The 22,482-nt window shown below is 70.4% G+C and carries 24 protein-coding genes; 15 read left to right on the top strand and 9 right to left on the bottom strand.

Annotation, left to right across the window (positions count from 1 at the left end; genetic code table 11):
- Positions 1 to 80: 80 nt before the first annotated feature.
- Positions 81 to 1,268 (bottom strand): DUF6068 family protein, encoded by a 1,188-nt coding sequence (locus tag G4D86_RS16745; protein WP_163994832.1) that lies wholly within the window; start codon positions 1,266 to 1,268, stop codon positions 81 to 83.
- A 493-nt stretch (positions 1,269 to 1,761) separates the two neighbouring features.
- On the opposite strand from G4D86_RS16745, the gene G4D86_RS16740 reads away from it, so the two are divergent.
- Positions 1,762 to 2,520, top strand: coding sequence for a zinc-dependent metalloprotease (locus tag G4D86_RS16740; protein ID WP_163995148.1), 759 nt, complete (start codon positions 1,762 to 1,764; stop codon positions 2,518 to 2,520).
- Between the two features lie 30 nt (positions 2,521 to 2,550).
- Positions 2,551 to 3,297, top strand: coding sequence for a trypsin-like serine peptidase (locus G4D86_RS16735; protein WP_240360294.1), 747 nt, complete (start codon positions 2,551 to 2,553; stop codon positions 3,295 to 3,297).
- 7 nt (positions 3,298 to 3,304) lie between these two features.
- Here G4D86_RS16735 and G4D86_RS16730 read toward each other — a convergent pair whose 3' ends face one another.
- The 3 genes from G4D86_RS16730 to G4D86_RS16720 all read right to left on the bottom strand — a co-directional run bounded on the left by G4D86_RS16730 (position 3,305) and on the right by G4D86_RS16720 (position 6,455).
- Entirely contained in the window at positions 3,305 to 3,586 is a 282-nt protein-coding gene (locus tag G4D86_RS16730; RefSeq protein WP_163994828.1) for a hypothetical protein, read from the bottom strand.
- An 89-nt stretch (positions 3,587 to 3,675) separates the two neighbouring features.
- Positions 3,676 to 5,058 carry a DUF4785 family immunoglobulin-like domain-containing protein gene (locus G4D86_RS16725; protein WP_163994826.1) on the bottom strand — a complete coding sequence of 461 codons (1,383 nt, stop codon included), beginning with the start codon at positions 5,056 to 5,058 and terminating at the stop codon, positions 3,676 to 3,678.
- 20 nt (positions 5,059 to 5,078) lie between these two features.
- Positions 5,079 to 6,455, bottom strand: a complete 1,377-nt coding sequence (locus G4D86_RS16720; protein WP_163994824.1) for a hypothetical protein — start codon at positions 6,453 to 6,455, stop codon at positions 5,079 to 5,081.
- Between the two features lie 194 nt (positions 6,456 to 6,649).
- Here G4D86_RS16720 and G4D86_RS16715 point away from each other — a divergent pair, with 194 nt between their 5' ends.
- The 4 genes from G4D86_RS16715 to nagZ all read left to right on the top strand — a co-directional run bounded on the left by G4D86_RS16715 (position 6,650) and on the right by nagZ (position 10,783).
- Positions 6,650 to 7,576, top strand: coding sequence for a DUF6209 family protein (locus G4D86_RS16715; RefSeq protein ID WP_163994822.1), 927 nt, complete (start codon positions 6,650 to 6,652; stop codon positions 7,574 to 7,576).
- Positions 7,577 to 7,713: 137 nt separating this feature from the next.
- Positions 7,714 to 9,201: an ATPase domain-containing protein gene (locus G4D86_RS16710; protein ID WP_163994820.1), complete on the top strand. Its 1,488-nt coding sequence runs from the start codon at positions 7,714 to 7,716 to the stop codon at positions 9,199 to 9,201.
- Positions 9,202 to 9,203: 2 nt separating this feature from the next.
- Positions 9,204 to 9,569 carry a response regulator gene (locus G4D86_RS16705; protein WP_163994818.1) on the top strand — a complete coding sequence of 122 codons (366 nt, stop codon included), beginning with the start codon at positions 9,204 to 9,206 and terminating at the stop codon, positions 9,567 to 9,569.
- A gap of 149 nt (positions 9,570 to 9,718) precedes the next feature.
- On the top strand, positions 9,719 to 10,783 hold the full coding sequence (gene nagZ, locus G4D86_RS16700; RefSeq protein ID WP_163995147.1) for a beta-N-acetylhexosaminidase: 1,065 nt from the start codon (positions 9,719 to 9,721) through the stop codon (positions 10,781 to 10,783).
- A 12-nt stretch (positions 10,784 to 10,795) separates the two neighbouring features.
- On the opposite strand, the gene G4D86_RS16695 is transcribed toward nagZ, so the two are convergent.
- The 4 genes from G4D86_RS16695 to G4D86_RS16680 all read right to left on the bottom strand — a co-directional run bounded on the left by G4D86_RS16695 (position 10,796) and on the right by G4D86_RS16680 (position 13,166).
- Positions 10,796 to 11,197: a hypothetical protein gene (locus tag G4D86_RS16695; RefSeq protein WP_163994816.1), complete on the bottom strand. Its 402-nt coding sequence runs from the start codon at positions 11,195 to 11,197 to the stop codon at positions 10,796 to 10,798.
- A gap of 107 nt (positions 11,198 to 11,304) precedes the next feature.
- Positions 11,305 to 11,802 (bottom strand): hypothetical protein, encoded by a 498-nt coding sequence (locus G4D86_RS16690; RefSeq protein ID WP_163994814.1) that lies wholly within the window; start codon positions 11,800 to 11,802, stop codon positions 11,305 to 11,307.
- Between the two features lie 123 nt (positions 11,803 to 11,925).
- On the bottom strand, positions 11,926 to 12,579 hold the full coding sequence (gene bcp / locus G4D86_RS16685; protein ID WP_275899116.1) for a thioredoxin-dependent thiol peroxidase: 654 nt from the start codon (positions 12,577 to 12,579) through the stop codon (positions 11,926 to 11,928).
- Positions 12,580 to 12,647: 68 nt separating this feature from the next.
- Positions 12,648 to 13,166, bottom strand: a complete 519-nt coding sequence (locus tag G4D86_RS16680; protein WP_205519597.1) for a hypothetical protein — start codon at positions 13,164 to 13,166, stop codon at positions 12,648 to 12,650.
- A gap of 60 nt (positions 13,167 to 13,226) precedes the next feature.
- On the opposite strand from G4D86_RS16680, the gene G4D86_RS16675 reads away from it, so the two are divergent.
- Positions 13,227 to 13,871, top strand: a complete 645-nt coding sequence (locus tag G4D86_RS16675; protein ID WP_163994810.1) for a hypothetical protein — start codon at positions 13,227 to 13,229, stop codon at positions 13,869 to 13,871.
- 201 nt (positions 13,872 to 14,072) lie between these two features.
- The gene (locus G4D86_RS16670) at positions 14,073 to 14,456 is read left to right on the top strand and encodes a hypothetical protein (protein WP_163994808.1); all 384 of its coding nucleotides are present in this window, start codon (positions 14,073 to 14,075) and stop codon (positions 14,454 to 14,456) included.
- A 109-nt stretch (positions 14,457 to 14,565) separates the two neighbouring features.
- Here the strand turns inward: G4D86_RS16670 and G4D86_RS16665 are convergent, their stop codons facing one another.
- Positions 14,566 to 15,888, bottom strand: coding sequence for a response regulator (locus G4D86_RS16665; RefSeq protein WP_163994806.1), 1,323 nt, complete (start codon positions 15,886 to 15,888; stop codon positions 14,566 to 14,568).
- Positions 15,889 to 16,005: 117 nt separating this feature from the next.
- Here G4D86_RS16665 and G4D86_RS16660 point away from each other — a divergent pair, with 117 nt between their 5' ends.
- The 7 genes from G4D86_RS16660 (at position 16,006) to G4D86_RS16630 (ending at position 22,479) form a co-directional block, all read left to right on the top strand.
- On the top strand, positions 16,006 to 16,389 hold the full coding sequence (locus G4D86_RS16660) for an MXAN_6627.5 family MYXO-CTERM protein (protein ID WP_163995145.1): 384 nt from the start codon (positions 16,006 to 16,008) through the stop codon (positions 16,387 to 16,389).
- Positions 16,390 to 16,398: 9 nt separating this feature from the next.
- On the top strand, positions 16,399 to 17,442 hold the full coding sequence (locus G4D86_RS16655) for a class I SAM-dependent methyltransferase (protein ID WP_163994805.1): 1,044 nt from the start codon (positions 16,399 to 16,401) through the stop codon (positions 17,440 to 17,442).
- A gap of 84 nt (positions 17,443 to 17,526) precedes the next feature.
- The gene (locus G4D86_RS16650) at positions 17,527 to 18,972 is read left to right on the top strand and encodes a UbiA family prenyltransferase (RefSeq protein ID WP_163994803.1); all 1,446 of its coding nucleotides are present in this window, start codon (positions 17,527 to 17,529) and stop codon (positions 18,970 to 18,972) included.
- 13 nt (positions 18,973 to 18,985) lie between these two features.
- The gene (locus G4D86_RS16645) at positions 18,986 to 20,377 is read left to right on the top strand and encodes an FAD-binding oxidoreductase (RefSeq protein ID WP_163994801.1); all 1,392 of its coding nucleotides are present in this window, start codon (positions 18,986 to 18,988) and stop codon (positions 20,375 to 20,377) included.
- Between the two features lie 25 nt (positions 20,378 to 20,402).
- Positions 20,403 to 21,140 carry an SDR family oxidoreductase gene (locus tag G4D86_RS16640; protein WP_163994799.1) on the top strand — a complete coding sequence of 246 codons (738 nt, stop codon included), beginning with the start codon at positions 20,403 to 20,405 and terminating at the stop codon, positions 21,138 to 21,140.
- Positions 21,141 to 21,196: 56 nt separating this feature from the next.
- A complete protein-coding gene (locus G4D86_RS16635) occupies positions 21,197 to 21,784 on the top strand; it encodes a Uma2 family endonuclease (protein WP_163994797.1) in 588 nt (195 codons plus the stop codon).
- Positions 21,785 to 21,885: 101 nt separating this feature from the next.
- The gene (locus G4D86_RS16630) at positions 21,886 to 22,479 is read left to right on the top strand and encodes a Uma2 family endonuclease (RefSeq protein WP_163994796.1); all 594 of its coding nucleotides are present in this window, start codon (positions 21,886 to 21,888) and stop codon (positions 22,477 to 22,479) included.
- The last annotated feature ends 3 nt before the right edge of the window (positions 22,480 to 22,482 follow it).

The following is a 22,482-nucleotide window of genomic DNA, read 5'->3' as shown; positions in this document are numbered from 1 at the left end:
GGCGCTCGGGGGGAGTCATGCCCCGAGAGCGAGGGCACGGCCCCTACCCCCGCCCGGCGCACGACCCCTGGGGCCTGGCGCTACTTCTGGCCCGCGAGCCACGAGCCCCAACGCACGAGCCGCGTGCCGCCCTGGGGCTCGCGCTTGCCACCGGTGGCGACGCGCTCGCTGCTGCCGGAGAGCGGCTGGAAGCGCGCCTCATACGGCAGGCCCGCGAGCCCCGGGGCCCACGGGTCGGCCGCGTAGGTCTCCGAGAGGACGAGCTGGGTGCCATCCGCGTCCTCGGTGCTCTGCGTGATGAGGGCGGGCACGGTGCCGGCCTCCGCGGTGAAGGTGCCACGGATTGCGGACGCGGCGGCGGTCGGAGGCCCCTCCATCGAGGACAGCGCATTCCAGGGCAGGTTCATCAGCAGCTCCTCCAGGGGCTCCGGCTCCGCCTGGGAGAAGTCCGAGCAGGGCGCGCCGGTAGCGCCGTCCACGGGGGCCTCGGTGCGCAGGACGTAGCCGCGCTCGGCGGTGAAGCACACGCGCTGCACGCCAGGCGTGGGGCCCACGTCCACGCGCAGGTCGTAGTACGCGCCCGGCCCCAGGGGCCGCTCCAGCGCGGGCACGGGGGCGTTGGCGTCGGCCGTGCCCTCGCGGAACTCGCGCAGCGTCACCGTGAAGCCGCCCGGGGTGTGGAAGCCGGCCGCCTCGGTGCTCGCCTCGAGCAGGCCGTGGGTGAGGTAGAGCGGGCCCGGCGTGTTGGCGTACACGCGCGTGCGCAGGGGGCCGTCCACGGGGCGCTGGTCGCTGACGTAGCGCAGCGCCTCCCAGGTGCGGCCCGCGCTGGAGGCATTCTCGGCGGTGGCCTGGCCCCCATGGGGCACGTCGAGCGGGCGCGTCGTGTCCGCGCGCACGGGAAGGAGCAGGTCCTTCGCCAGCCGCGGCTGCGCCAGGGGCCGCCCGGCCTCGTCGGTGAAGGCCACGCGCACCCAGACCCAGGGCTGCTGCACGGCCACCACCTCCAGCGTCAGCTGACCGCCGAGCGTGCGCGCGGTGCCGCCGCCGCGGGGCTCGGTGCCCTGCGTCGCCGAGAAGGCATAGGTGACGCGGTCGCCCACGCGGGCGCGCTTCCAGGCGTCAGCGGCCTGCATGGGAGCGGACTCCTGCGTCTGCGAGTCGGACGGAGAGGGGCTGCTCGACTTCGTGCTCTCGCAGCCCGGGAGGAACGACAGGGCCGCGCCCAGCAGCGCGGCAATGGGGAGTGGGAATTGGCGCATTTGCATGGGAGACGGGATACACCGGGAGTGCATTCATCCCCAGCACTCGCCCGTCCCCACGAAACTCCTGGCGCGATGCGCCGAGAATGAATTCATCCGGCTGCGGTGCGTCGTGAGGAGATGACGCACCCCGCCCGGGTGCGGTGCTGTCGGTGAGTCGCGCTCAACCTGGCTCGGGGTGTCTGAGACCCCGGGGCCGGTGACCGATAACCAGACATCACTGTGTGGTTCCGCAACGCCCCGTGATTCCACGAGGAATTCGTAGCAGCGGCGCGGGCTTGCGACCGCGAACGTCATGTCTATTTACAAATGCGGCGTCGGGACCTGGAGCACAGGCAGTCCAGGTAAAGCTTCGATTTCAGCTTTTTCACTCTATGAGCGTGCTTGGCCCGTCACTTGCTCAAGTTCTGGGAAGCGCCGTGCCGTGGCTGGTGGAAGCCAGGCGGACGACGCGTCCCCCCGCAGTCAGGTGTACGAGGAAATCCAAATGCTCAAGAACATGTTCAAGGGAGCTGCTGTCCTCGCGGTGAGCTGTGGCGTGCTGGCCGGCTGCGGTGATGCCATGGGCGAGAACGAGGAGATCACCGCCAACCTGATCGAGGCCGGTTACCAGGCCGACGACATCCGCGTTGTCGACGGCAACGTGTACGTGGGCAACGACGCGCACGTGACGCTCGAGGCGTCCCGCGAGATGATCTCGGGCCCGGGTGGCCACGAGCAGTACAGCACCAACAACCTCGTCGGCACGTCCGTGACGAAGATCTGCGTCAACCCCACCTCCGCCTTCAACAGCTACACCCGCCTGAGCCAGGGTCTCGACCTGGCCATTGCCAACTACAACGGCCGGGGCCTGCGCATCACCTTCCAGCGCGGCGGCACGGGCTGCACCGCGAACATCACCGCGAATGCCAGCTCCGGCACCGGCGGCTCCGCGGGCTTCCCCTCGGGCGGCAAGCCCTACGGGACCATCAACATCGGCACCGGCCTGAACAGCTACAGCGTTGACGTGAACGAGCACGTCATCACCCACGAGCTGGGCCACACCATCGGCTTCCGTCACTCGGACTACTACAACCGCGCCATCAGCTGCGGCGGCGCCGCCTCCAACGAGGGCACGGCCGGCGTGGGCGCCAACCTCATCCCCGGCACGCCGAGCACGGCGACCGTGGGCGGCTCCATCATGAACGCCTGCTTCCGCTCGACGGAGACTGGCGAGTGGACCAGCTCTGACATCACGGCGCTGAACTACCTCTACTAAGCGATGACTCAGCGGCCCCATGGTCCATTCATGAGTCCGTGGGGCCAGATCCTCGCGGGCACCGTCCTCCTGGGCATCCTGGCCTGTGGAGAAGAGCCGGTGCCCGCGGATCCCCCGGTCTGCGAAGCTCCGGCGAAGCCAGAGGTTCGCGGCCAGGTCCAGTGCGGTCCGACGCAAGACTTCACCCCCATCAATTTCTACCTGGGTGAGTTCGCGGACGTCGCGCAGGAGAAGGAAGACGCCGTCGCCCTGATTGACGGGCGCTGCACCGGAACGCTGATTCAAGCGCTCGCGGGCCCGGTGGTGGTGACCGCGGGCCACTGTGTCGGCGTCGGCGACCGGTCGCTGGTGCTCTTCAACTTCGAGGACGCGCCGGACGGTGACGAGCTGATGGCCGAGGGCACTGTCATCGAGCAATCGCTCGAACCCGACTATGCGCTCATCAAGCTCGACACGCTGCCCGCCGTCACGCCGCTCCTGCTGACGACCCAGGCCAGCGCGAAGCTGGCCATCGTCCAGCATCCCCGGGGCCATCCCAAGGTCATCGCCGAGGGCCGGTACCTGGACTCGTGCAACCAGCTCATCTACTACACGGACCTGGACACCCTGGTCGGCAGCTCCGGCGCCGGCGTGCTCAACCGCCAAGGCCACCTGGTGGGCGTCCACACCGACGGCGACTGCGAAGAAAACGGCCGCGGACACAACTGGGGCTGGACCGCGGCGTCGATTGTCGAGGCGTCCGAGTACCTGCAGAGCGCCGACCTCGCTGAGCGCTGAGGACGGGCTACTCGTACGTCGGCTGGCAGTTGTAGTTCCAGACGCAGGCGCCGCTCGCGTTGCACGTCGCGGCCGTCTTGTACTGGGCGCAGAAGCACTCCCGAGGCGGGAGCAGCCCACAGCTCCCGGGGCCCGGCGTCACGGACGCGGCGCTCACGTCGTCCGCCGTGGCGCTCCCCGACGTCGGTGCCTCCTCGGATACGGACGGCTCGGTAGCAGTCTGCTCGTTGGGCGGGCCACCGCACGCGGTCACGAACACCAGTGAAGCCATCACGAAGAATTGACGCATGTTCTGAAGCCTCCTGCTCGGGGTGTGGGAAGTGGGTGCTGACGAACGGAGCGCGGGGGCCCGTGTGAACGGGCCCCCGGCGCCCACGACTATGGCACGAAGTTGAGCTCACCCTCGCGCAGCAGGTTGTCGATGGCGGGCGTCCGCTCCGCCGCCGCGAGGTCTGCCACTCGCACCGCCGGGAAGCGTACGCCGAGCCCCTGGTTCAGCCGGTGGTACAGCGTGTTCGTCCCCAGCGAGTACAGCTGCAGCCCGCGCAGCGAGTAGACGCCGTCCAGCTTCGACAGGCCGGCATGCCCCGCCTCGAAGCGCAGCGTCAGCGTGTGCGTGCCCGCGCCGAGCTGGTCCGTCACCTGCGCCTCGGCCACCGGACGCTCCACGCCGTGCGCGTCCGTCGCCACCAGCGTGCCCGTCACCTCGTACCGGTCCACCGCCGCGCTCTCCAGCGCGACGTCCACCTCCAGCGCCGCTACCTTCCCGGCCGCGTCACGCACCAGCCGCGCGCGCCCCACCGAGTCGATACGCGCCGTCGGCACCGCGAAGCCGAAGGACGTCTGCGCCAGGCGGTCGAAGGACTGCCCACCCGCCGAGCCCACCGCGCGCACCTCCAGCACCCAGGCGCCCGGCTCGTCCCTCTCGTTCAGCACCCGCGACACCATGGCCCGGTGCTCCTTGCCCACCTTCACCACCGGCACCACGCGGTCCTTCTCGAAGCGCGGCGTGTAGAGCACGGCCTCGTAGCGCACGTGGTCCACCTTCTCGCCCGACTGGAGGCCCACCGTCACGTAGCCGTCGTCCCCGGGGAACAGCTGCATCGCGGAGGACGTGAGCGACAGCTCGATGCTGGACGACGGCAGGCGCACCTCCACGGCCAGACCCAGCTCCGCGGCCTTGCGGCCCACCTGCACCAGGTAGCCGCCGCGCCCCATCTCCTTGTCCAGGCGGAGCATGGAGATGGGCCGGGTGACGCCCTCGGCCTTCAGCTTCTCCGGGTCCACGCCCAGCTGCGCGTTGCCCTGACGCGCCGCCTTCAGGTCCGCGCGGAGGCCCTTCGCGTCCAGCATCGTCACCTCGCGCAGCGCCTCCTCGCCGGCCTTGGGGTTGTTGCCCTTGGGAATCAGCATCACCCACGCGTCATCCGGCGTGTCGATGGGCAGCACGAGCTGCGTGGCCGCCGAGCCCGGAGGCACGTGCAGCATCGTGGACTTCGAGCGCCGCGTCTCCGGCGCGAGCGGCGCCGCCAGCGGCTGCTTGGGCGATGACGGGTTGGACACCGAGACGAGCCCGGGGCCAATGCCCTCGCGCGCGTCGCGGCCGAACAGCCGTCCGGGAGACACGTCCCCCGGCGCGAGCGAGGCGCCGGTGGTGCGTTGCATGTCCGCGGCCATGGCGGAGCCCTGCGTGAAACCACCGAGGATGACGAAGGCCAGCGCGAAACCAGCGGACCTGACGAAGCAGTGAGGGAAGTTCATGTTCGGTCTCCGGGTCCGCATCAGTGAAGCGCCTGGACGACGACGTAGTTGTCGAGGCCCCAGTAGTAGTCGTACGCGAGCGCACCGCACCAGTTCGAGCCACCCGGCGGCGCCTGCGCACAGTCATTCGCACCGGTGGAGCCGGTGGTGGCGTCGAAGCCGTACTTCGCCACGAGGCACGCGTCGCAGATGCCGTCGCCCGCCCACGAGTCGGGGCACACCTGGCTCCACGTCGGGTAGTAATAGGAATTGAGATAGGGATTCCAGCTCGCGGTGCTGGGGATTTTGTAGCTGCTCGCGTAGCCGTAGGCGATGAGGCAGTCCGGCTCCGGGTAGCCGTTGTTGAGCTGGCTGGCCGAGCACCCGTACTTCCACACGGTGTGGTTGGTCATGAAGTCCGTCGCGTAGCCCGAGTAGTAGTTGTTGCAGGCCTGGCCCGCGGCGGCCACGTTCGTCTCCGGCGTGTACGTCTGGTTCGCCGGTGGAGGAATGGGCGCGGAGGCCACCTTCTGGCCGATGAGGTTGCCGCTGTTGTGGCAGCTGCGGCGCGACTGATTGTGGTTGAGCCGGCTGTCGTCGATGATGATGTTGCCGAAGTAGCCCGAGCTGTCGGTGCCGATGAAGCCGTCCGTGGCCGCGCTGAAGCTGCCCCAGCCGAGCAGCGACGCCGCCTTGAGGCCAATCGTGGTCAGGTAGCCGCCGCAGTGCGCATCACTGGAGAACAGGTTCGCGTACACGCGGTTGCCGCGCACCACGGAGATGGGCTTGCCGCCCACCGTCGTCGCGCCCAGGGTGCCGGCGAACGTCCCGTTGGAGTTGTACACGCGCATGTTGTCCGTGCGCTGCTGCACCACCGCCGGGTTGTTGTAGCTGCCACCGCCGAAGAACTCGACGACGCTGTTGGCGATGTTGAGGAACGAGCCGCTCGTCGTCACCTGGTCCGCCAGCGGCGTGCCCGTCAGGTCCGGCGCGGAGAAGATGACCTGCGAAATCTTGCTCGTCACCAGGCTGACGGCACGGCCCTGCGCGCTCACCGCGCCGGTGTGGCCCAGCATGTACCGCAGCGGGCTGGAGCCGTTGGAGTGGGTGATGACGGTGAAGCTGGTGATGCCGTTGGCATTCACCCACGGGACAATCTGGTCGACGATGGCGCCCCAGCTGCACTGGCTGTAGCCCGGGCAGCTCGCGCCGGGATAGCCCACGACGAGGTAGGGCCGGCCGTTGCGCATGGTGTCGATGGACGACTGCGTCCAGTAGCCCACCGCCGAGCTCGGGGACTGGTCGCCGGTGCCATGGACGAAGACGACGCCCGCGTTGGCGAGCGCGTCACCGCTCGCGCCGAGCAACACCGCGCAGACCGCCGCGAGCGCCCAGCCTTTTCTGGATGAAAGGTGCATGAGACCTCCGTGAGGGGGACCCCGGAGCACCTCACGAAGTGAGCTCGAATAAAAGGCGTATCGCGCAATTCCAGATCATCACAGAACAGCAGGGAGGTCCGGGGCGGGGGCGACCCGGGCCGGGAGCGGGCCCTCAACACACGTCAGGAACTCCTGGTAGATGCGGATTCCCCCCTACTTTGGAGGATTCCCGAATGAAGCCCGCATGGAAGTCCCTGGCCCTCGTGCTGCCGCTGCTCGCGGCGTGTGGCAGCCCGCCGCAGCCGGAGCACGCACCGGCCGACCCGGCCGCCGAGACGCAGGCCGCCCCGCTCACCACGCCCACCGCCACGGTGCGCTTCTTCACCGGCTGGACGCAGGAGCAGCGCGGCGCCATCGTCCGCGGCGGCCAGCTGGTGGTGGACTACGACCTCTACCGGATGACCGACTGCCACAACAGCACCTACGCCGGCCAGCAGGCGTGGGACACGCTGGCCTACGTGCGCTTCCTGCCGAGCGGCCAGCTCTTCTCCGGCAGCGTGAAGCAGGCCACCGGCAGCACCACCTTCGTGAACAAGCCCTTCGTGGTGACGGTGCCCTCGGACGCCACGAGCGTGGAGACGTGGTTCTTCACCTCTGGCCGCACCTGCCAGAGCCGCTACGACAGCAACTATGGCGCCAACTATCCCTTCCCCGTGGAGGCGCAGTCCCCCGCGGCGGTGGGGTGGGCCGGTGACTGGGGCGGCAGCCTCTCGCGCGACTGCGTGCACCGCGACGGGATGGAGGACCCCATCGTCATCGACAGCTACGTCATGCAGCGCGCCTGCAAGTGGGTGGACGCGGACGTGTACGTGCCCGGCGTGACGGACGCCGCCACCGCGCGGCCGGAGCTCGTCCAGGCGCAGGTGGAGTTCAGCGTCGACGGCGGTCCGCTCCAGTACAAGTGGCTGAGCTACCAGGGCCGCGTGGGCAACAACCAACGCTGGCGCTGGGACCTGGCCTCGGAGCCGCTCGCGTACACGACGTGGGCGCAGTACGCGTACGCCTTCCGCTACTCCACGGACGGCGTGAGCTGGTACCGCGTCGCGCTCGGCGCCGGCCCCGCGGGCGGTGCCACGCGCACCGTGCAGCGCGCCTTCTAATCCCTGGCGTGAGTGGCCGCCGGTGGACGATGAAGGCCGGCGGCCCGCTGGAATCCGTGTCCCCCTGGAGTCCCGGGCGATAGGCTCGCCGCCTCCAGCAGGGGCGCGGCGGGCCGGCCCCACGAAGGGAACGCGAGATGACCGACAGCAGTCCACGCGGCGAGGAACGGCTCCAGACGGGAATCCCCGGCCTCGACACGGTCCTCCGCGGGGGTTTCCGGCCGGGCCGCACCTATATGGTGATGGGCCTGCCGGGAGCGGGGAAGACCATCCTCGCCAACCAGGTCTGCTTCCACCATGCCGCCGACGGCGGACGCGTGCTCTACGTCACGCTGCTGGCCGAGTCCCACACGGAGCTGGTCGCCAACCTCCGCTCGCTCAGCTTCTTCGACAGCTCCCGACTCCCCGAGTCCGTCACCTACCTGAGTGCCTTCACCGTGCTGGAGCAGGGCGGGCTGGAGGCCCTGGCCGAGCTCATCCGCAAGGAGATTCGCGCCCAGAAGGCCACGCTCATCGTGCTCGACGGGCTGGTGGCGGCGGAGGAGGCGGCGCCGTCGCCGCAGGCCCTCAAGAAGTTCATCCACGGGCTGCAGGTGGTGACGAACCTGGTGGGCTGCACCACGCTGGTGCTCACCACGGGCGGTGGGCGCGGCCTGCGCGCCGAGCACACCATGGTGGACGGGCTGCTCATCCTGAAGCAGCGGATGTTCGGCGCCCGGAGCATCCGCGAGCTGGTCGTCCGCAAGTTCCGCGGAAGCGCCCACCTGCTCGGCAAGCACAGCTTCGAAATCACGAATGACGGCATCGTCCTCTACCCCCGGTTGGAGACGCTGGTGGACGAGGGGGCGACCCCGCTCCCGCTGAGCAACGCGCGCAGCGCCTTCGGCATCAAGGGCCTGGACAAGATGCTGTCCGGCGGCCTTCCCGCCGGCTCGGCGACGCTGCTGCTCGGCCCTCCCGGCAGCGGGAAGACGCTGCTCGGGCTGAACTTCCTCGCGGAAGGCGTCCGCAAGGGCGAGCGCGGCCACTACTTCTCCTTCTACGACTCCCCCGAGCGGATGCTGCTGCAGACGGCCGGAGTCGGGATGAAGCTGGCGCCGTTCCTCGCGCGAGGGGACCTGGAGGTGAGCTTCCGGGCGCCCATGGAGAACATCCTCGACAAGCTGGGCATGCAGCTGCTGGAGGCCATCCGCGAGCGCGGGGTGAAGCGGCTCTTCCTGGACGGCTATGACGCGCTCCAGAAGGCCGCCGTCCGGCCCAGCCGCTCGGCCCGCTTCCTCACTGCGCTGGTCAACGAGTGCCGCGTGCGTGGGGTGACGCTGGTCTACACGGTGGAGACGACGACCGCCTTCGGCCCGCAGGTGGAGTTCCCGATGCGGGGCATCTCCATGGTGGCGGAGAACCTCCTCTTCCTGCGCCTGGCGGAGCTGCGCTCCGAGCTGCGCCGCTTCATCTGCGCGCTGAAGGTGCGCGGCAGCGGGTTCGACCCGGCCCTTCGCGAGTTGCTCATCAGCGCGAAGGGGATGGAGGTGGGAGCAACCTTCGAGGATGCCCAGCAGCTCATGACAGGCCTGGCCCGCGTGACCGCGCCGGCCCCGCGCCCGCGTGGACGCCGGGGAAAGTAGCCATGGGGCTCATCCTCATCGTCGACGATGAGTTCGGCATCGTCGAGGCCATCCGGGACCTGCTGACCGACGAGGGGTACCGGACGGCCATCGCGCTCAACGGCCGGGAGGCCCTCGAGCGCATGGCGGAGGAGCGTCCGAGCCTGGTGCTGCTCGACTACATGATGCCGGTGATGAACGGCCCCACGCTGCTGGAGGCGATGCTGGGGAATGACTCCCTGAGGGACGTGCCCGTGGTGATGATGAGCGCGAGCACCCCGGAGCACTGGCGGCACCTGCGCTGCGCCGCCTTCCTGCCCAAGCCCTTCACCCTGGACCAGCTCATGAAGACCGTCCTCCGGCTCGCCGGGTCCCCTTCCGAGTCCTAGCCCGGTCCGTGCTCCACCGCTCCGCGTCCTGACAGGCAGCCGACATCCGCCTGGGCGCCTCCACACCAGCGCCCAGCCCGGGCCCGCCTTCTGACAGACTGCGCGCCGTGACTGCCTCCGCCCTCTACCGCGACTGCGCCCGCCTCTTCATGGTGGGTTTCCCCGGCACCCGCATCGACGGCGACCTCGCCGCGCTGATGGACGACGGCATCTACGGGGCCATCCTCTTCAAGCGCAACGTCGGCACCGCGCAGGAGACGGCCGCGCTGTGCCGCGAGCTGAAGGTGCGCGCCGGCCGGCCCTTCATCCTGTCGGTGGACCAGGAGGGAGGCCGCGTGGCCCGCCTGCGCGGCGCCCCCTTCACCACGCTGCCGCCCATGCGCGAATTGGGACAGCGCGGGGACGCGGCCCAGGTGGAGCGCGTGGGCCGGCTGCTGGCGCACGAGCTGCGCGCGGTGGGCTTCGACTGGGACTTCGCGCCGGTGCTGGACGTGGACACCAACCCCGGCAACCCCGTCATCGGCGACCGCAGCTTCAGCCGGGACGCGGACGAGGTCGGCCGGCTGGGCGTGGCGCTCTCGCGCGGGCTGGAGGCCGGTGGCGTGGCGTCCTGCGGGAAGCACTTCCCCGGCCATGGCGACACCACCACGGACAGCCACCTGACGCTGCCCCGGCTGCCGCACGACTTGGAGCGGCTGCGCAAGGTGGAGCTGGTGCCCTTCCGCGCCTTCGCCCAGGCGGGGCTGGCCTCGCTGATGACGGCGCACGTCCTCTTCGACGCGCTGGACCCGGGCGTGCCCGCCACCATGAGCCGGCGCGTGCTGCAGGGCGTGCTGCGCCAGGAGCTGGGCTTCGACGGCGTGCTCGTCAGTGATGACCTGGAGATGAAGGCCATCGCGGACCACTACTCCGTGGAGGAGGCCACGGTGCAGGGCACGCTCGCGGGCGTGGACCTGTTCCTGGTGTGCCACCGCGCGGACGTGCAGCGCCGCGCGATTGAAGCGCTGGTGAAGGCGGTGGAGTCCGGCCGCGTCCCGCGCGCGCGAATCACGGAGGCGCACCGGCGGCTCGACGCGCTCGCGGCCCGCTTCGCGCACCCGGCGGAGGACCGGCTCGCCACGCTGGGCGACAGCGAGCACCGCGCGCTCGCCGAGGGCCTCGCCAGCTCCTTCGCTGGCAAGGACCCGACCGAGGTCATGCTGGCATCCCGCTGAGGCGCGGGCGCCCTACTCTTTCGGCGCCGGCTCTTCCGTGTCGACTTTCGGAGGGCTGCGCGGGCCCTGCTCGGTGCCCGGCTGCACCGTGGAGTTGCCCGGGCCGCCCTGCTCCTCGAACTGCCGCGTGCCGCCCTGGTCCGTGGAGGGCTGCTCCCGCGGGCTGCTCGTGCCCGAGCCCCCCGTCGCGGGTGGTGGGGTGGAGCCCGTTGCTGGCTTGCCGCCCAGCTGCGACGCGGGTTGCTGATTGGCCGGGCCGAAGCTCTCGAGGGGCTGTTGCTCGTTCGCGACGCCTTCGTACTCGCCGCCCGTCTTCGGCAGCGGCTTGTCGCGCTCACAGGCCGTGCCCAGCAGCGCGACCGCGGCCAGCGCGCCCGGCAGCAACAGCCAGCGGCGGAAACCTCCTGGGTGCATATGCCTCTCCTCTGGTGGAGCCCTGTGCTCTTCCAGAGGGATGGGCACCCGCCCGGTCCGCCGGGAGTTGGCGAGGGGGCGGACAGGCGCCCCCCAGCCGACCCGACTCAGCGACGGTTGTGGTCGTTGCGGTCCTGCCAGCCCAGCGGCGCGAAGCCCGCACGCGTTGCGTGAGGGGCCATGTTGCCCTGCTCGGCGCCGTCCTCGCCGCCCAGGCCCTGGGAGGTGGGCGCGTAGCTGGCGCCGCCCAGCCCGGAGTACCGGTCCTGCATCATCTTCCCGGCATCATCGTGGATGGAGTTGTTCTGCTTGCCGTCCGTCTGGGGCGTGCGCGGGTCGATGCTGGAGCCAAGCTGATGAATCGTGGAGTTGTAGCCACGGTCCGCCGGCAGCGTCCACGGCGCGAGCTGCCCCTTCGGGGGCTCGCCGCCCTCCATGGTCCGCATGGCCTCGGGCTGATGGCCACGCTGGGCGAAGACATTGCCCCGGTTCTCATCGGGCTGCTTGCCGCCTGATTCGGGCAGCCCGCGGCAGCCCGCGCCCAGTACGACGCCCACGACCAGCGCCGCCGCCTGGGTCCACCGCCGAAAACTCCGCTCGCGCATGTCCACTCCTCCGAGTCCCTGCAATCGGTTTTCCGTCACCCCGAGGAGTTGGGCACGTCGGGTGTCCGAACCACGAGGCGGCTACACGGCGGCCCGCCTGGCCGCCCGCGCCCAGGTATAGCCTCAGCGACGCGCGCGGGCAGCAACCTTCGCGGCGCCCTTGCGCGCGGCGGACTTCTTCGCGGGCGCCTTGCTCGAGGTGACCTTCTTCGCCGATGTAGCTTTCTTCACGGCCTTGGCACCCGTGGCCTTCTTCGCCGGAGCGGGCGTCTTCGCGGACGCGGCCTTCTTCGTGGGAGCAGCCGTGCCGGAGCCGCCCTTCGCGCCGAGCGCGGCGAGCACCTCGTCCACGTGGCCGCTCACCTTCACCTTGGGCCACACCTGCTTCACGCGGCCGTCCGGGCCGATGAGGAAGGTGGTGCGGGTGATGCCCTGGAACTTGCGGCCGTAGAGCGACTTCTCACCCCAGACGCCGTACGCCTCGAGCGCCTTGTGCTCGGGGTCCGCGAGCAGCGGGAAGGGCAGGCTGTACTTCGACGCGAACTTCCGGTGGCGGTCCACGCTGTCCGCGGACACGCCGAGCACCACCGCGCCGGCGGCACCCAGCGCCGAGTGCTCGTCGCGGAAGTTGCACGCCTCCGTGGTGCAGCCGGGAGTGTCGTCCTTCGGATAGAAATAGAGGACGACGTTCTTCCCCGCGTGCTGGGAGAGCGTCACGGACTTGCCGTCCTGGTCCTGAAGCTGGAAGCCGGGGGCCTGGTCACCTGCTTGGGGCATGGGCATTCCGCTTCATTAACGACAAACGGCGCCGCCCTCAACGTCCAGCGTCGTCCCTCCGGCGTCCGCTACCGCGGGTTGCCCGCATCAACGGGAGCGGCGGGCTCACCGGCGTGGGCCGAGCCCTCTTCACCCTCGGGGTGGGCGTGCGCTTCGTACTTGATGAGCTCCGCGCGGCACTGCTGCAGCGCCTGCTTCAGGGGCTCGCGGGCCGACTCCTCGCGCGTCTCTCCCAGCTTCTTCGCCAGCGCCTCGCACGCGGCGCGCTTCACGTCCGCCGCGTCGGTGCCCGGCCCCGTCGCGCCCGGCGTCGCCAGGGGGCGCGGGGGCAGCGTGCCGCGCAGGGTGCGGATGGCGGCGAGCCGCGCCTCCGCCTCGGGCCGCGCCTTCGAGTCGCGAGGCACCGCCTCGAAGGCGGCGATGACGGCGTCCCACTCCGGGTTGCGGGGGGGCACGCCCCGGTCGACGAGCGCCTTGTAGTCGGCCTCCGCGGCCTGGAGCTGCTCCGGGCCCTTGTCGCACCCGGTGGCCAGGTGCAGGCAGAGCACGAGCGACAACGCGGTGAGACGTCGGGTGGCAATCCTCATGAAGGGTGGGTCTCCTGTCCTGCTGGCCTCCCGATTGAAGCACGGGTAGGGTGCCGCGTCGTGTCGTCCATCCTCCTCGCCTTCCTGGTCGGTCTCTCCCAGGGCCTGCTCCACGCGGTGGGGCCGGACCACTGCGCCGCCATGGCCACGCTCGGCACCCTGGGCGGCGGCCGCAAGCGGCTCGCCCTCGCCACGGCCCTGCGCTTCGCCCTGGGCCATGCGGCCATGCTGGGTGGCATCGCCGCCGTGTGCCTGCTGGCCGGCGTGGGCCTGTCCGAGACATTCGAGCGCTGGGCCGAGGTGTTCGGCGGCGGCATCCTCGTCGCCCTGGCGGTGACGGCACTGCTGTTCCCCCACAGCCTCAACCACGGCCACCCGCACCTGCCCGGCCACTCGCGCGAGCCGCACGAGCACGTGCACACAGTGAGCACCGCGGCCGGCGCCTTCATGGCCATCAGCGGTGTGCGCTCGCTGCTGCTGGCGCTGCCCCCGCTGCTGATGGGCGGCAGCATGAGCCTGGCCGCGTGGACGTACCTGCCCGGCTTCGCGCTCGGCATCCTCCTGGGGATGGGCGCGGTGGGCCTGCTCTTCGCGGAAGGCATGTCCCGCCTGGGCGACGGGCTGGTGGCGTGGGTGCACCGCGCAGTGGCGCTGGGCTCCGGCGCGCTCGGGCTGTTCTGGATTGGCTCCCGGCTCGCGGGCTGAGCCGCGCCAGCCGGGGCGGCGGGCGCTCATCCAGGTGTGCGGCCTGCCCGGGCCCATGAACTACAAGCGTTGAGGATCCAGCGCTCCGGGCCAGGTTCAATATCGGTCCGGGGAGCCGCTGCGTGCTCCTCCGACGCCGGCCTCGCCGTTCCGCGGGAACGCTGCGTGACGGCGTCCCCACACCCACGGAGAAGAAACCAGATGAAGAAGAGCCTGCGAATGCTCGTGTGCCTTGCTGGCGGTGCCCTGTTCGGAATGGGGTGCGGAGGCGCGCCCCAGGAGACCCCGGCAGAGGTGGAGCAGCCGCCCGCGGCCGAGCAGCCGCCCATGTCCGAGGAGCAGCCCGGCGAGGTCCACCAGCAGGCCGTCTACTCGGTCTGCTGGGGGGAGCTCGGCATCTACCAGAGCCCGTCCACCTCCAGCCTGAAGGTGTTCGTGCTCCAGTACGGCAACCACTTCAATACGGACAGCTCGGTGTTCTGGGCGAATGGTGACTACTGGGTCCGGGGCCAGCTGTACTGCTACCCGCCCTACACCTGCACCGGCGGCTACGGCTACGTCCGCTGGGACGGGCTCTGTCACTAGCCGCGTCCTCCACCCGCCGCGCCGACGCCCGGCGTCAGCGCGGACGATGAACAGCTCCCCCGCGGCGCCGTCGGCGCGTTGGGGGAGCACCCGCGGGCTGGAGAGGGCGCTACGAGCGCTTGTCCAGGATGCCCAGCGACATCATCGCCACCAGGAAGCCGTAGACGACGTGCTCGGGGCGGTTGGCGAAGGCCAGCAGCTCCGCCACGGTGCGGTTGCCGTCAATCTTCGGCAGGAGCTCCGCCTCCCACCGCTCCAGCTCCACCTCGTTGAGCTGGTAGGCCGGGGCCACGGCGGGGATGAGCCTGTCCTCCGGCTGCAGCAGGCGGCGCAGGCGCTCCGGCTTGTAGAGCTTCTTGATGCCCCGGACGATGAGGTTGGCCGGGTGGACGTCCAGCTTGATGGACTCCGAGGAGGCCTTCTCCTTGAAGCTCATCACGTACGTGCCTTCATCCCACGCGAAGAGCGAGTAGATGACGGCCTTCACCTGCTGGCCCACGTAGTACAGCCGCTCGGTGTCCTTGAGCAGGCCGCGCTCCACCAGCACGTCGCCGGTGCGGCGGTTCGTCTGGGCCGCCACCGCGGACGCGTCCTGGAGCTGCTCGGGCTTGATCTTGCCCACGCGCACGAGGAACTGGCCGAAGCGGTCCGCCAGGAGGTTGGAGAGGGCGAACACCGGGGTGCCCTTCTCGAAGTAGACGACCTTCTTCACCTTGCCCTTCTGGATGCCCAGCTCGCCCGTCTCGCGCGACAGGTAGAAGGCGGTGAGCAGCGAGGGCAGGTTGTCCTTCAGCTCGCCGCGGCGGCTGCCGGGAGCGCCGCCGCCCGCGGGCACCGGGTCCGGCGGCCGGCCCGGGGTGGGCGGGCGCACCTGGGTGGCCGGCACCTTCTGCATGGGGCTGGCGGTGAGGTTGGCGCCGCGGATTTCCGCGGTGATGTTGCCGCCGCCCGTCACCTTGATGCGGCCGGTGAGCTCCATGACGTCCTGAGGACCTTCGTCCTCCACGTCGATGTCCAGCTCCACCTCGAAGGCGTCCTGGAGCGAGGCGGCGGGCGCCTTCTTCTCCGCGGGGAGGACCTTCGTCATCGCCTCCAGGAGCTTCTGGGCCTCGAAGGGCTTCTCGAAGTAGCCGGCGGCCTGGTACTTCGTGCGCGACTCCACGGCGTGCTTGCCGCCCTTGAAGACGCCGGTGATGAAGAGGAGCGGGAGCTGGGGGTTGTCCTTCCGCAGCGAGTCCGCGAGGTGGTACCCCATCATGTCCGGCAGCAGGATATCGAGCACGGCGGCCGCGGGCGGGTTCGCCTTGGCCACCTCGATGGCCTGCTTTCCACGGTTGGCTCCGACAACCTCGTAGCCCGCATCCTCGAAGAGCTGGGTGAGGAGGGACAGGAGTTCCTGGTTGTCGTCGACGACGAGAATTCGGGGTGCCATCGCGGGGCGTACCGTACCAGATGCGGGCTGAAGGGTCAGACAATCCGCCTCCCGTCCGGCCCCGTTTCCGTGGAGGATGCATCCGTCCCGCCGGAGCGTTAGGGTGGCTGCCCCGTGATGTCTCCCACCCGTCATCCCCTCCGCTCCCGGATGGTGGGCCTGCTGGCCTGCCTCCCCCTCTTGCTGCCCGTCGCGGCCCTGGCGCAGGACGCCGCTGACGCGGGGTCCGAAGATGCCGGAGGCATCTACATCCCCCTGCCCGACGCCTCCGTGGGCGAGGGCGGCCCGGACCGGGACAACCCCGAGGGCGAGGACGGCCACCTGCCCGTCACGTGCCGCAAGAGCGGGGACTGCGCGGCCCGCTTCACCTGTCAGGAAGGCAGGTGCCGCTACACGGGCGTGCGGCAGGCGGACCGCGCGGGCTGCCTGCTGGGCCCGGAGGCGGCCCTGCTGATAGTGGGGCTGGCCGCGGTGGCCGCGCCCCGCCGGAAGAAACGATAGAGGACGCGCATGCGGCTGGGGCTCAAGGCGGACAACCTGCTGGAGCGCGTGGCGGACTGGTTCAACCTGGCCCCCCAGCCCCTGGCGCATGCCTTCTTCGGGATGATGGCGTCCCGCACGCTGATGGCCGGCGTGCGGCTGGGGGTGTACGCGGCGCTGGCGGAAGGGCCCGCGTCGGCGGAGACCCTGGCGGAGCGGCTGAAGCTGTCGCCCGAGGGCACGCGCACCCTGCTGGAAGCACTGGTGGCCTGCGAGGCCGTGGAGCGCCAGCGCGGCGGCCGCTACCGGCTGGCCCCCCGGGCCAAGCGCTGGTTGGACCCGCACTCGCCGAAGTACGTGGGCGCCTTCCTGGAGTTCAATTACTCCCAGTGGGACTGGTGGACGGGGCTGGAGGGCGTGGTGCGCTCCGGCGAGGCGGTGGACATCCACCAGTTCGCTCCGGCGGACCCGCGCTGGCGGGACTACATCCACGCCATGCACCAGCTGGCGCGGCTGGCGGCCCCGGAAGTCGCTGCGGCCATCCCCCTGCCCCGCGGGGCGAAGAGCCTGTTGGATCTGGGCGGCGCGCACGGCTGGTACGCGGCGGAGCTGTGCCTGCGCCACCGGGGGCTGAAGGCCACGGTGCTGGACCTGGAGGGCAGCGCGCGCGTGGGCCGGGACATCATCACCTCGGCGGGACTGAGCCACCTCGTCACCCACCGCGAGGGGGACATCCTCACCGCGGAGCTGGGCGGCCCGTACGACGCGGTGCTGCTCTTCCAGGTGATGCACCACCTGTCGCCCGCGCAGAACGTGGCCCTGCTGCGCCGGGTGCGCGGCGCGCTGGGCTCCAAGGGCACGCTCGCCGTCCTGGAGTACCTGCGCGAGGACATCGACGACCCGGCCAGCTCCGCGCCGCTGATCGGCCTGCACTACTTCCTGACGTCCGGCGCGGCGGCCTATACGCCCGCGGAGGTGGAGGGCTTCCTCGACGACGCGGGTTTCCGCATCGCCCAGAGTCGCCCCATCCGCCACCTCCCCCTGCAGACGCTGCTGCTGGCCCGGCCGGAGTGAGCAGGCCTCCGGCGGGGCCGGACCCATCCCCCCCGCCCTCCTGGAGGCCTGTCCTCCCGCTGCGCTAGCGTGCCCCTTCTTCCGATGCTTCCCGAAAAACCGCTCCCCGCCGACCCTCCGGACGTGCCGCTCGCCGTCGACCTCGACGGGACGCTGGTGCGCACGGACACGCTGCACGAGAACCTGCTCGCCCTCTTCAAGCTGGCGCCCTGGGTGCTGCTGCTGCTGCCGCTGTGGGTGCTCAAGGGCAAGGCCTTCTTCAAGGCGGAGGTGGCACGGCGGGCGGCGCTGGACGCGTCGCGCCTGCCGTACAACGAGGAGCTGCTGGCCTTCCTGCGCGAGGAGCAGGCGCGCGGCCGCCGGCTGGTGCTGGCCACCGCGGCGGACCGGCGCATCGCCGACGGCGTGGCCGCGCACCTGGGCCTCTTCTCCGACGTGTACGCGAGCGACGGGACGGTGAACCTGTCCGGTGCGCGCAAGCTGGCGCGGCTGAAGGAGACGCTGGGCACCTTCGACTACGCGGGCAATGACGGGGTGGACCTGCCCCTGTGGCGCGAGTCGCACCGGGTGGTGGTGGTGCACGCCCCGGCCGGAGTGCTGAAGCAGGCGCGCGGGCTGGGCCGCGAGGTGCACCGCGTCTTCGAGCGCCCCCGCGTGGGCCCGCGCGTCTGGGTGAAGGCGCTGCGCGTGCACCAGTGGGCGAAGAACGCGCTCGTCTTCGTGCCGGTGCTGGCGGCCCACAAGGTGATGGAGCCGGGCCTGCTGCTCAAGGCGGTGCTCGGCTTCGTCGCCTTCAGCCTGTGCGCCTCCAGCGTGTACGTGCTCAACGACATGCTGGACCTGGAGTCGGACCGGCGGCACCCGACGAAGTGCAAGCGTCCCTTCGCCGCGTGCGCGCTGCCGGTGAGCACCGGCGTGGTGCTGGCGCCCGCGCTGCTGTTGGCCGGAGCGGCGGTGTGCCTGCTGCTGCCGCCCGCCTTCTCCGCGCTGCTCGCCACGTACTACGTGCTGACGCTGGCGTACTCGCTGCGGCTGAAGCAGGTGGTGATGCTGGACGTGCTGGTGCTCGCGGGCCTGTACACGGTGCGGATTTTCGGCGGCTCGCTGGCGGTGGGCGTGCCCACGTCGAGCTGGCTGATGATGTTCAGCATGTTCCTCTTCCTCTCGCTGGCGCTGGTGAAGCGGCTGAGCGAGGTGCGCCGGCTGCGGCAGGCCAACGAGACGTCGGCGCACGGGCGCGGCTACCTGGCGCAGGACTACGAGCAGCTCGCCAGCCTGGGCGCGGCGGCCGGCCAGGTGTCCGTGCTGGTGCTGGCGCTCTACATCACCTCCAAGGAGGTGACGGCGCTGTACTCGCACCATGAGTGGCTCTGGCTGCTGTGCCCCATCATGCTGTACTGGGTGGGGCGGGTATGGGTGCTGGCGCACCGCGGACTGGTGAACGAGGACCCGCTCGTCTTCGCGCTGAGGGACCGGGTGAGCTACGTGGTGGGGCTCGCCGCGGCCGTGGTGCTATGGGTCGCCCGGTGAGAGGACTTCCGCGATGAAGACTCTGGAGTCGTGGGGGCGCTATCCCCGGGTGGAACAGCGGACGCACCCGCTGGTGTGGCGCACGGACGCGCTGCCCCGGCCCGGCGGCACGCTGCTGCCGCACGGCCTGGGCCGCAGCTACGGCGACTCGTGCCTCAACGAGGGCGGCACGCTGCTGCTCACCGCCGGGCTGGACAAGCTCATCTCCTTCGACGCCAGCACGGGCGTGGTGCGCTGCGAGGCGGGCGTCACGCTGGACACGCTCTTGCGGCTGGCGGCCCCGCGCGGCTGGTTCCTGCCAGTGACGCCGGGCACCAAGTTCGTGACGGTGGGCGGCGCCATCGCCAATGACGTGCACGGGAAGAACCACCACCGGGGCGGCACCTTCGGCCGGTACGTGCGGCGCTTCGAATTGCTGCGCTCGGACGCCAGCCGCCGCGTGTGCGCGCCGGACGAGAATCCGGACTGGTACGGCGCGACGATTGGCGGCCTGGGACTCACCGGGCTCGTGACGTGGGCGGAGGTGCAGCTCAAGCCCATCAGCAACCCGTACATCCTCCAGGAGACGGTGCCCTTCGAGAACCTGGATGGGTTCATCGAGGTGGCTCGCGCGTCCGAGGCCGACTACGAGTTCACCATGGCCTGGGTGGACTGCCTGGCCCGGGGGAAGAAGGTGGGGCGGGGGCTCCTGTACCGGGGCAACTTCGCGCCGCCGCAGTTCGACGGGCTGCCCCTGAAGAAGAGCCACCTGTCCCACGGCGTGGGGCTGGCGGTGCCCATGGACATGCCGGCCTTCTGCCTCAACCGGCTGTCGGTGTCCGCGTTCAACTGGCTCTACTACCACCGGCAGAACGGCAAGCCGAAGGCGCAGCTGACGCACTACGACCCGTTCTTCTACCCGCTGGACGCCATCTACGGATGGAACCGCATCTACGGGAAGCGCGGCTTTCTCCAGTTCCAGTGCGTGGTGCCGTACGCCACCGCGCGCGACGCGCTGAAGGAAATCCTGGAGCGCAGCTCACGCGGCGGGCTGCCCAGCTTCCTCTCCGTGCTGAAGACGTTCGGCGACATTCCCTCGCCGGGGTGGATGTCCTTCCCGCGCCAGGGCGTGACGCTGGCCATGGACTTCGCCAACCGCGGGGAGAAGACGTGGCGGCTGGTGGAGGAGTTGGACAAGCTGACGCGCGAGGCGGGCGGCGCGGTGTACCCGGCGAAGGACGCGCGCATGAGCCCCGAGAGCTTCGCGGCGTACTTCCCCCGGCGCGATGAGTTCTCCGGCTACCTGGACCCGGCCTTCTCCTCGTCGTTCTGGCGGCGGGTGAACCCCGTCACCCTGCCCTTCTCCCTGGAGTCCGAGCGCGGCCCGGCGGCCACTCAGCCCCAGTCCCTGCTTGCGATTCGCTGACGTCTTCTCCGAGATTGCCGACCCCATGAAGAAAGTGCTCGTCCTCGGCGCCACCAGCGCCATTGCCCAGGCGACGGTGCGGCTGCTGGCCGCGCGCGGTGCCTCGCTGTACCTCGTCGGCCGCAACGCGGCGAACCTGGAGGCGGTGGCGAAGGACGCCGCCACGCGCGGCGCGGCGAAGGTGGAGTCGCGCGCGGTGGACCTGAATGACTTCGACGCGCACGAGCCGCTGGTGGACGCGGCGTACTCGGCGCTGGGCGGGCTGGACGGGGTGGTGCTGGCGCACGGCGTGCTGGGAGACCAGGCGGAGGCACAGAAGTCCTGGGCGGCGACGGAGGCGGTGCTGCGCACCAACTTCCTGAGCGCGGTGTCGCTGCTGACGGTGCTGGCCAACCGCTTCGAGGCGCAGAAGGCCGGGACGCTGGTGGTGATTTCGTCGGTGGCGGGAGACCGCGGCCGACAGAGCAACTACGTGTACGGCGCGTCCAAGGGCGCGCTCAACGTGTTCCTCCAGGGCCTGCGCAACCGGCTGGCGAAGTCCAACGTGGCCGTCGTCACCGTGAAGCCCGGCTTCGTGGACACACCGATGACGGCGCACCTGCCGAAGAACAAGCTGTTCGCCTCGCCGGACAAGGTGGCGCGCGGGCTCTTGAGCGCCGCGGATGCGCGGAAGAACGAGGTCTACGTCCCCGGCATCTGGGCGCTCATCATGCTCATCATCCGGACGATTCCGGAGACGGTGTTCAAGCGGATGAAGCTGTAGACTACCTGCCGGGTGGGGCGCTTGTCAGACGCCCCTGATATCCCCACACTTCGAGCATGGCCTACGGCGCGCGCAAACAGGAGCGTCCGGCGACTCTCGCCGACATCGAGGCCCTGCCGGAGGGCGTGGTGGGGGAAATCATCGATGGGACGCTGTACACGCATGCCCGGCCTGGGGACGGGCACATCTATTTCGGGCTGCGGCTCTTCGGAGAGCTGGATGGCCCCTTCCAATTGGGCGCCAACGGGCCGGGCGGATGGTGGCTCCGGGTCGAGCCTGGCGTGCAGGTGGCGGGCTCGCCGGAGTTCATCCCGGACCTCGCCGGGTGGAGGCGGGAGCGGGTCCCCGAGCCTCCCGAGGGACGGTGGACCACCGCACCCGAGTGGGTCTGCGAGGTGCTCTCACCCTCGACGCGCGCGTATGACCGGCGCATCAAGCGCCCCTTCTACGCGCGCATCGGCGTGCAGCACCTGTGGTTCGTCGACCTGGAGGAGCGGACGCTCTCCGTCAACACGCAGGTGAACGGCTTCTGGATGGAGACGGGCGTCTACGGCGAAGACGACACACGCGTCCGCGTGGCGCCGTTCGAGGACGTGGAGCTGCGGCTGGGCTGGCTCTGGCAGTCCGTCGGAGGCAGGCGCTGAGGACGACGCCGGCAGAGGGCGCTGGCCAGGCGACAGGCCCGTCTCACCTGACAGGTGGGACGCCGCTTGTCAGACGTGGTTGATATGCCCACACTTCGAGCATGGCCTATGGCGCGCGAAAGCAGGACGGTCCCGCAACCCTCGCCGACATCGAGGCCCTGTCGGAGGGCGTGGTGGGGGAAATCATCGACGGGACGCTGTACGTGCATCCTCGGCCCCGGGCCGCGAATACGGACATCCTGACCGGGCTGTCCTCGGAGCTCCGAGGCCCCTTTCAGCGGGGACGCGGAGGACCGGGCGGGTGGATCATCCACGGCGAGCCCGGCATCCGGCTCGCGGAAGCCCCGGAGTTCGTGCCGGACCTCGCGGGCTGGCGAAGGGAGCGCGTTCCCCGTGGGATTCCCGACGGCTCGTGGACGCTGGTTCCCGACTGGGCCTGCGAAGTCCTCTCACCTTCGACTCGCGCCTATGACCAGCGCATCAAGCGACCGTTCTACGCGCGCATCGGCATCCGTCACCTGTGGTTCATCGACCTGGAGGCCCGGACACTCTCCGTCAGCGAGCTGAGGGAAGGCCACTGGCTGGAGCTGGGTGTGTACGGCGAGGACGACGTCATCCGCGCTGCGCCCTTCGACGCCCTCGAGCTCAAGCTGGGCGAGCTGTGGCCCGTCATCGACACGTCCCGGCAGGAGTGACGC

Origin of the sequence: Pyxidicoccus caerfyrddinensis (genome assembly GCF_010894405.1) — a bacterium.
GTDB lineage: Bacteria > Myxococcota > Myxococcia > Myxococcales > Myxococcaceae > Myxococcus > Myxococcus caerfyrddinensis.
The sequence above is the reverse complement of the archived record's forward strand: the minus strand, read 5'-3'. Positions and strand labels throughout refer to the sequence as shown.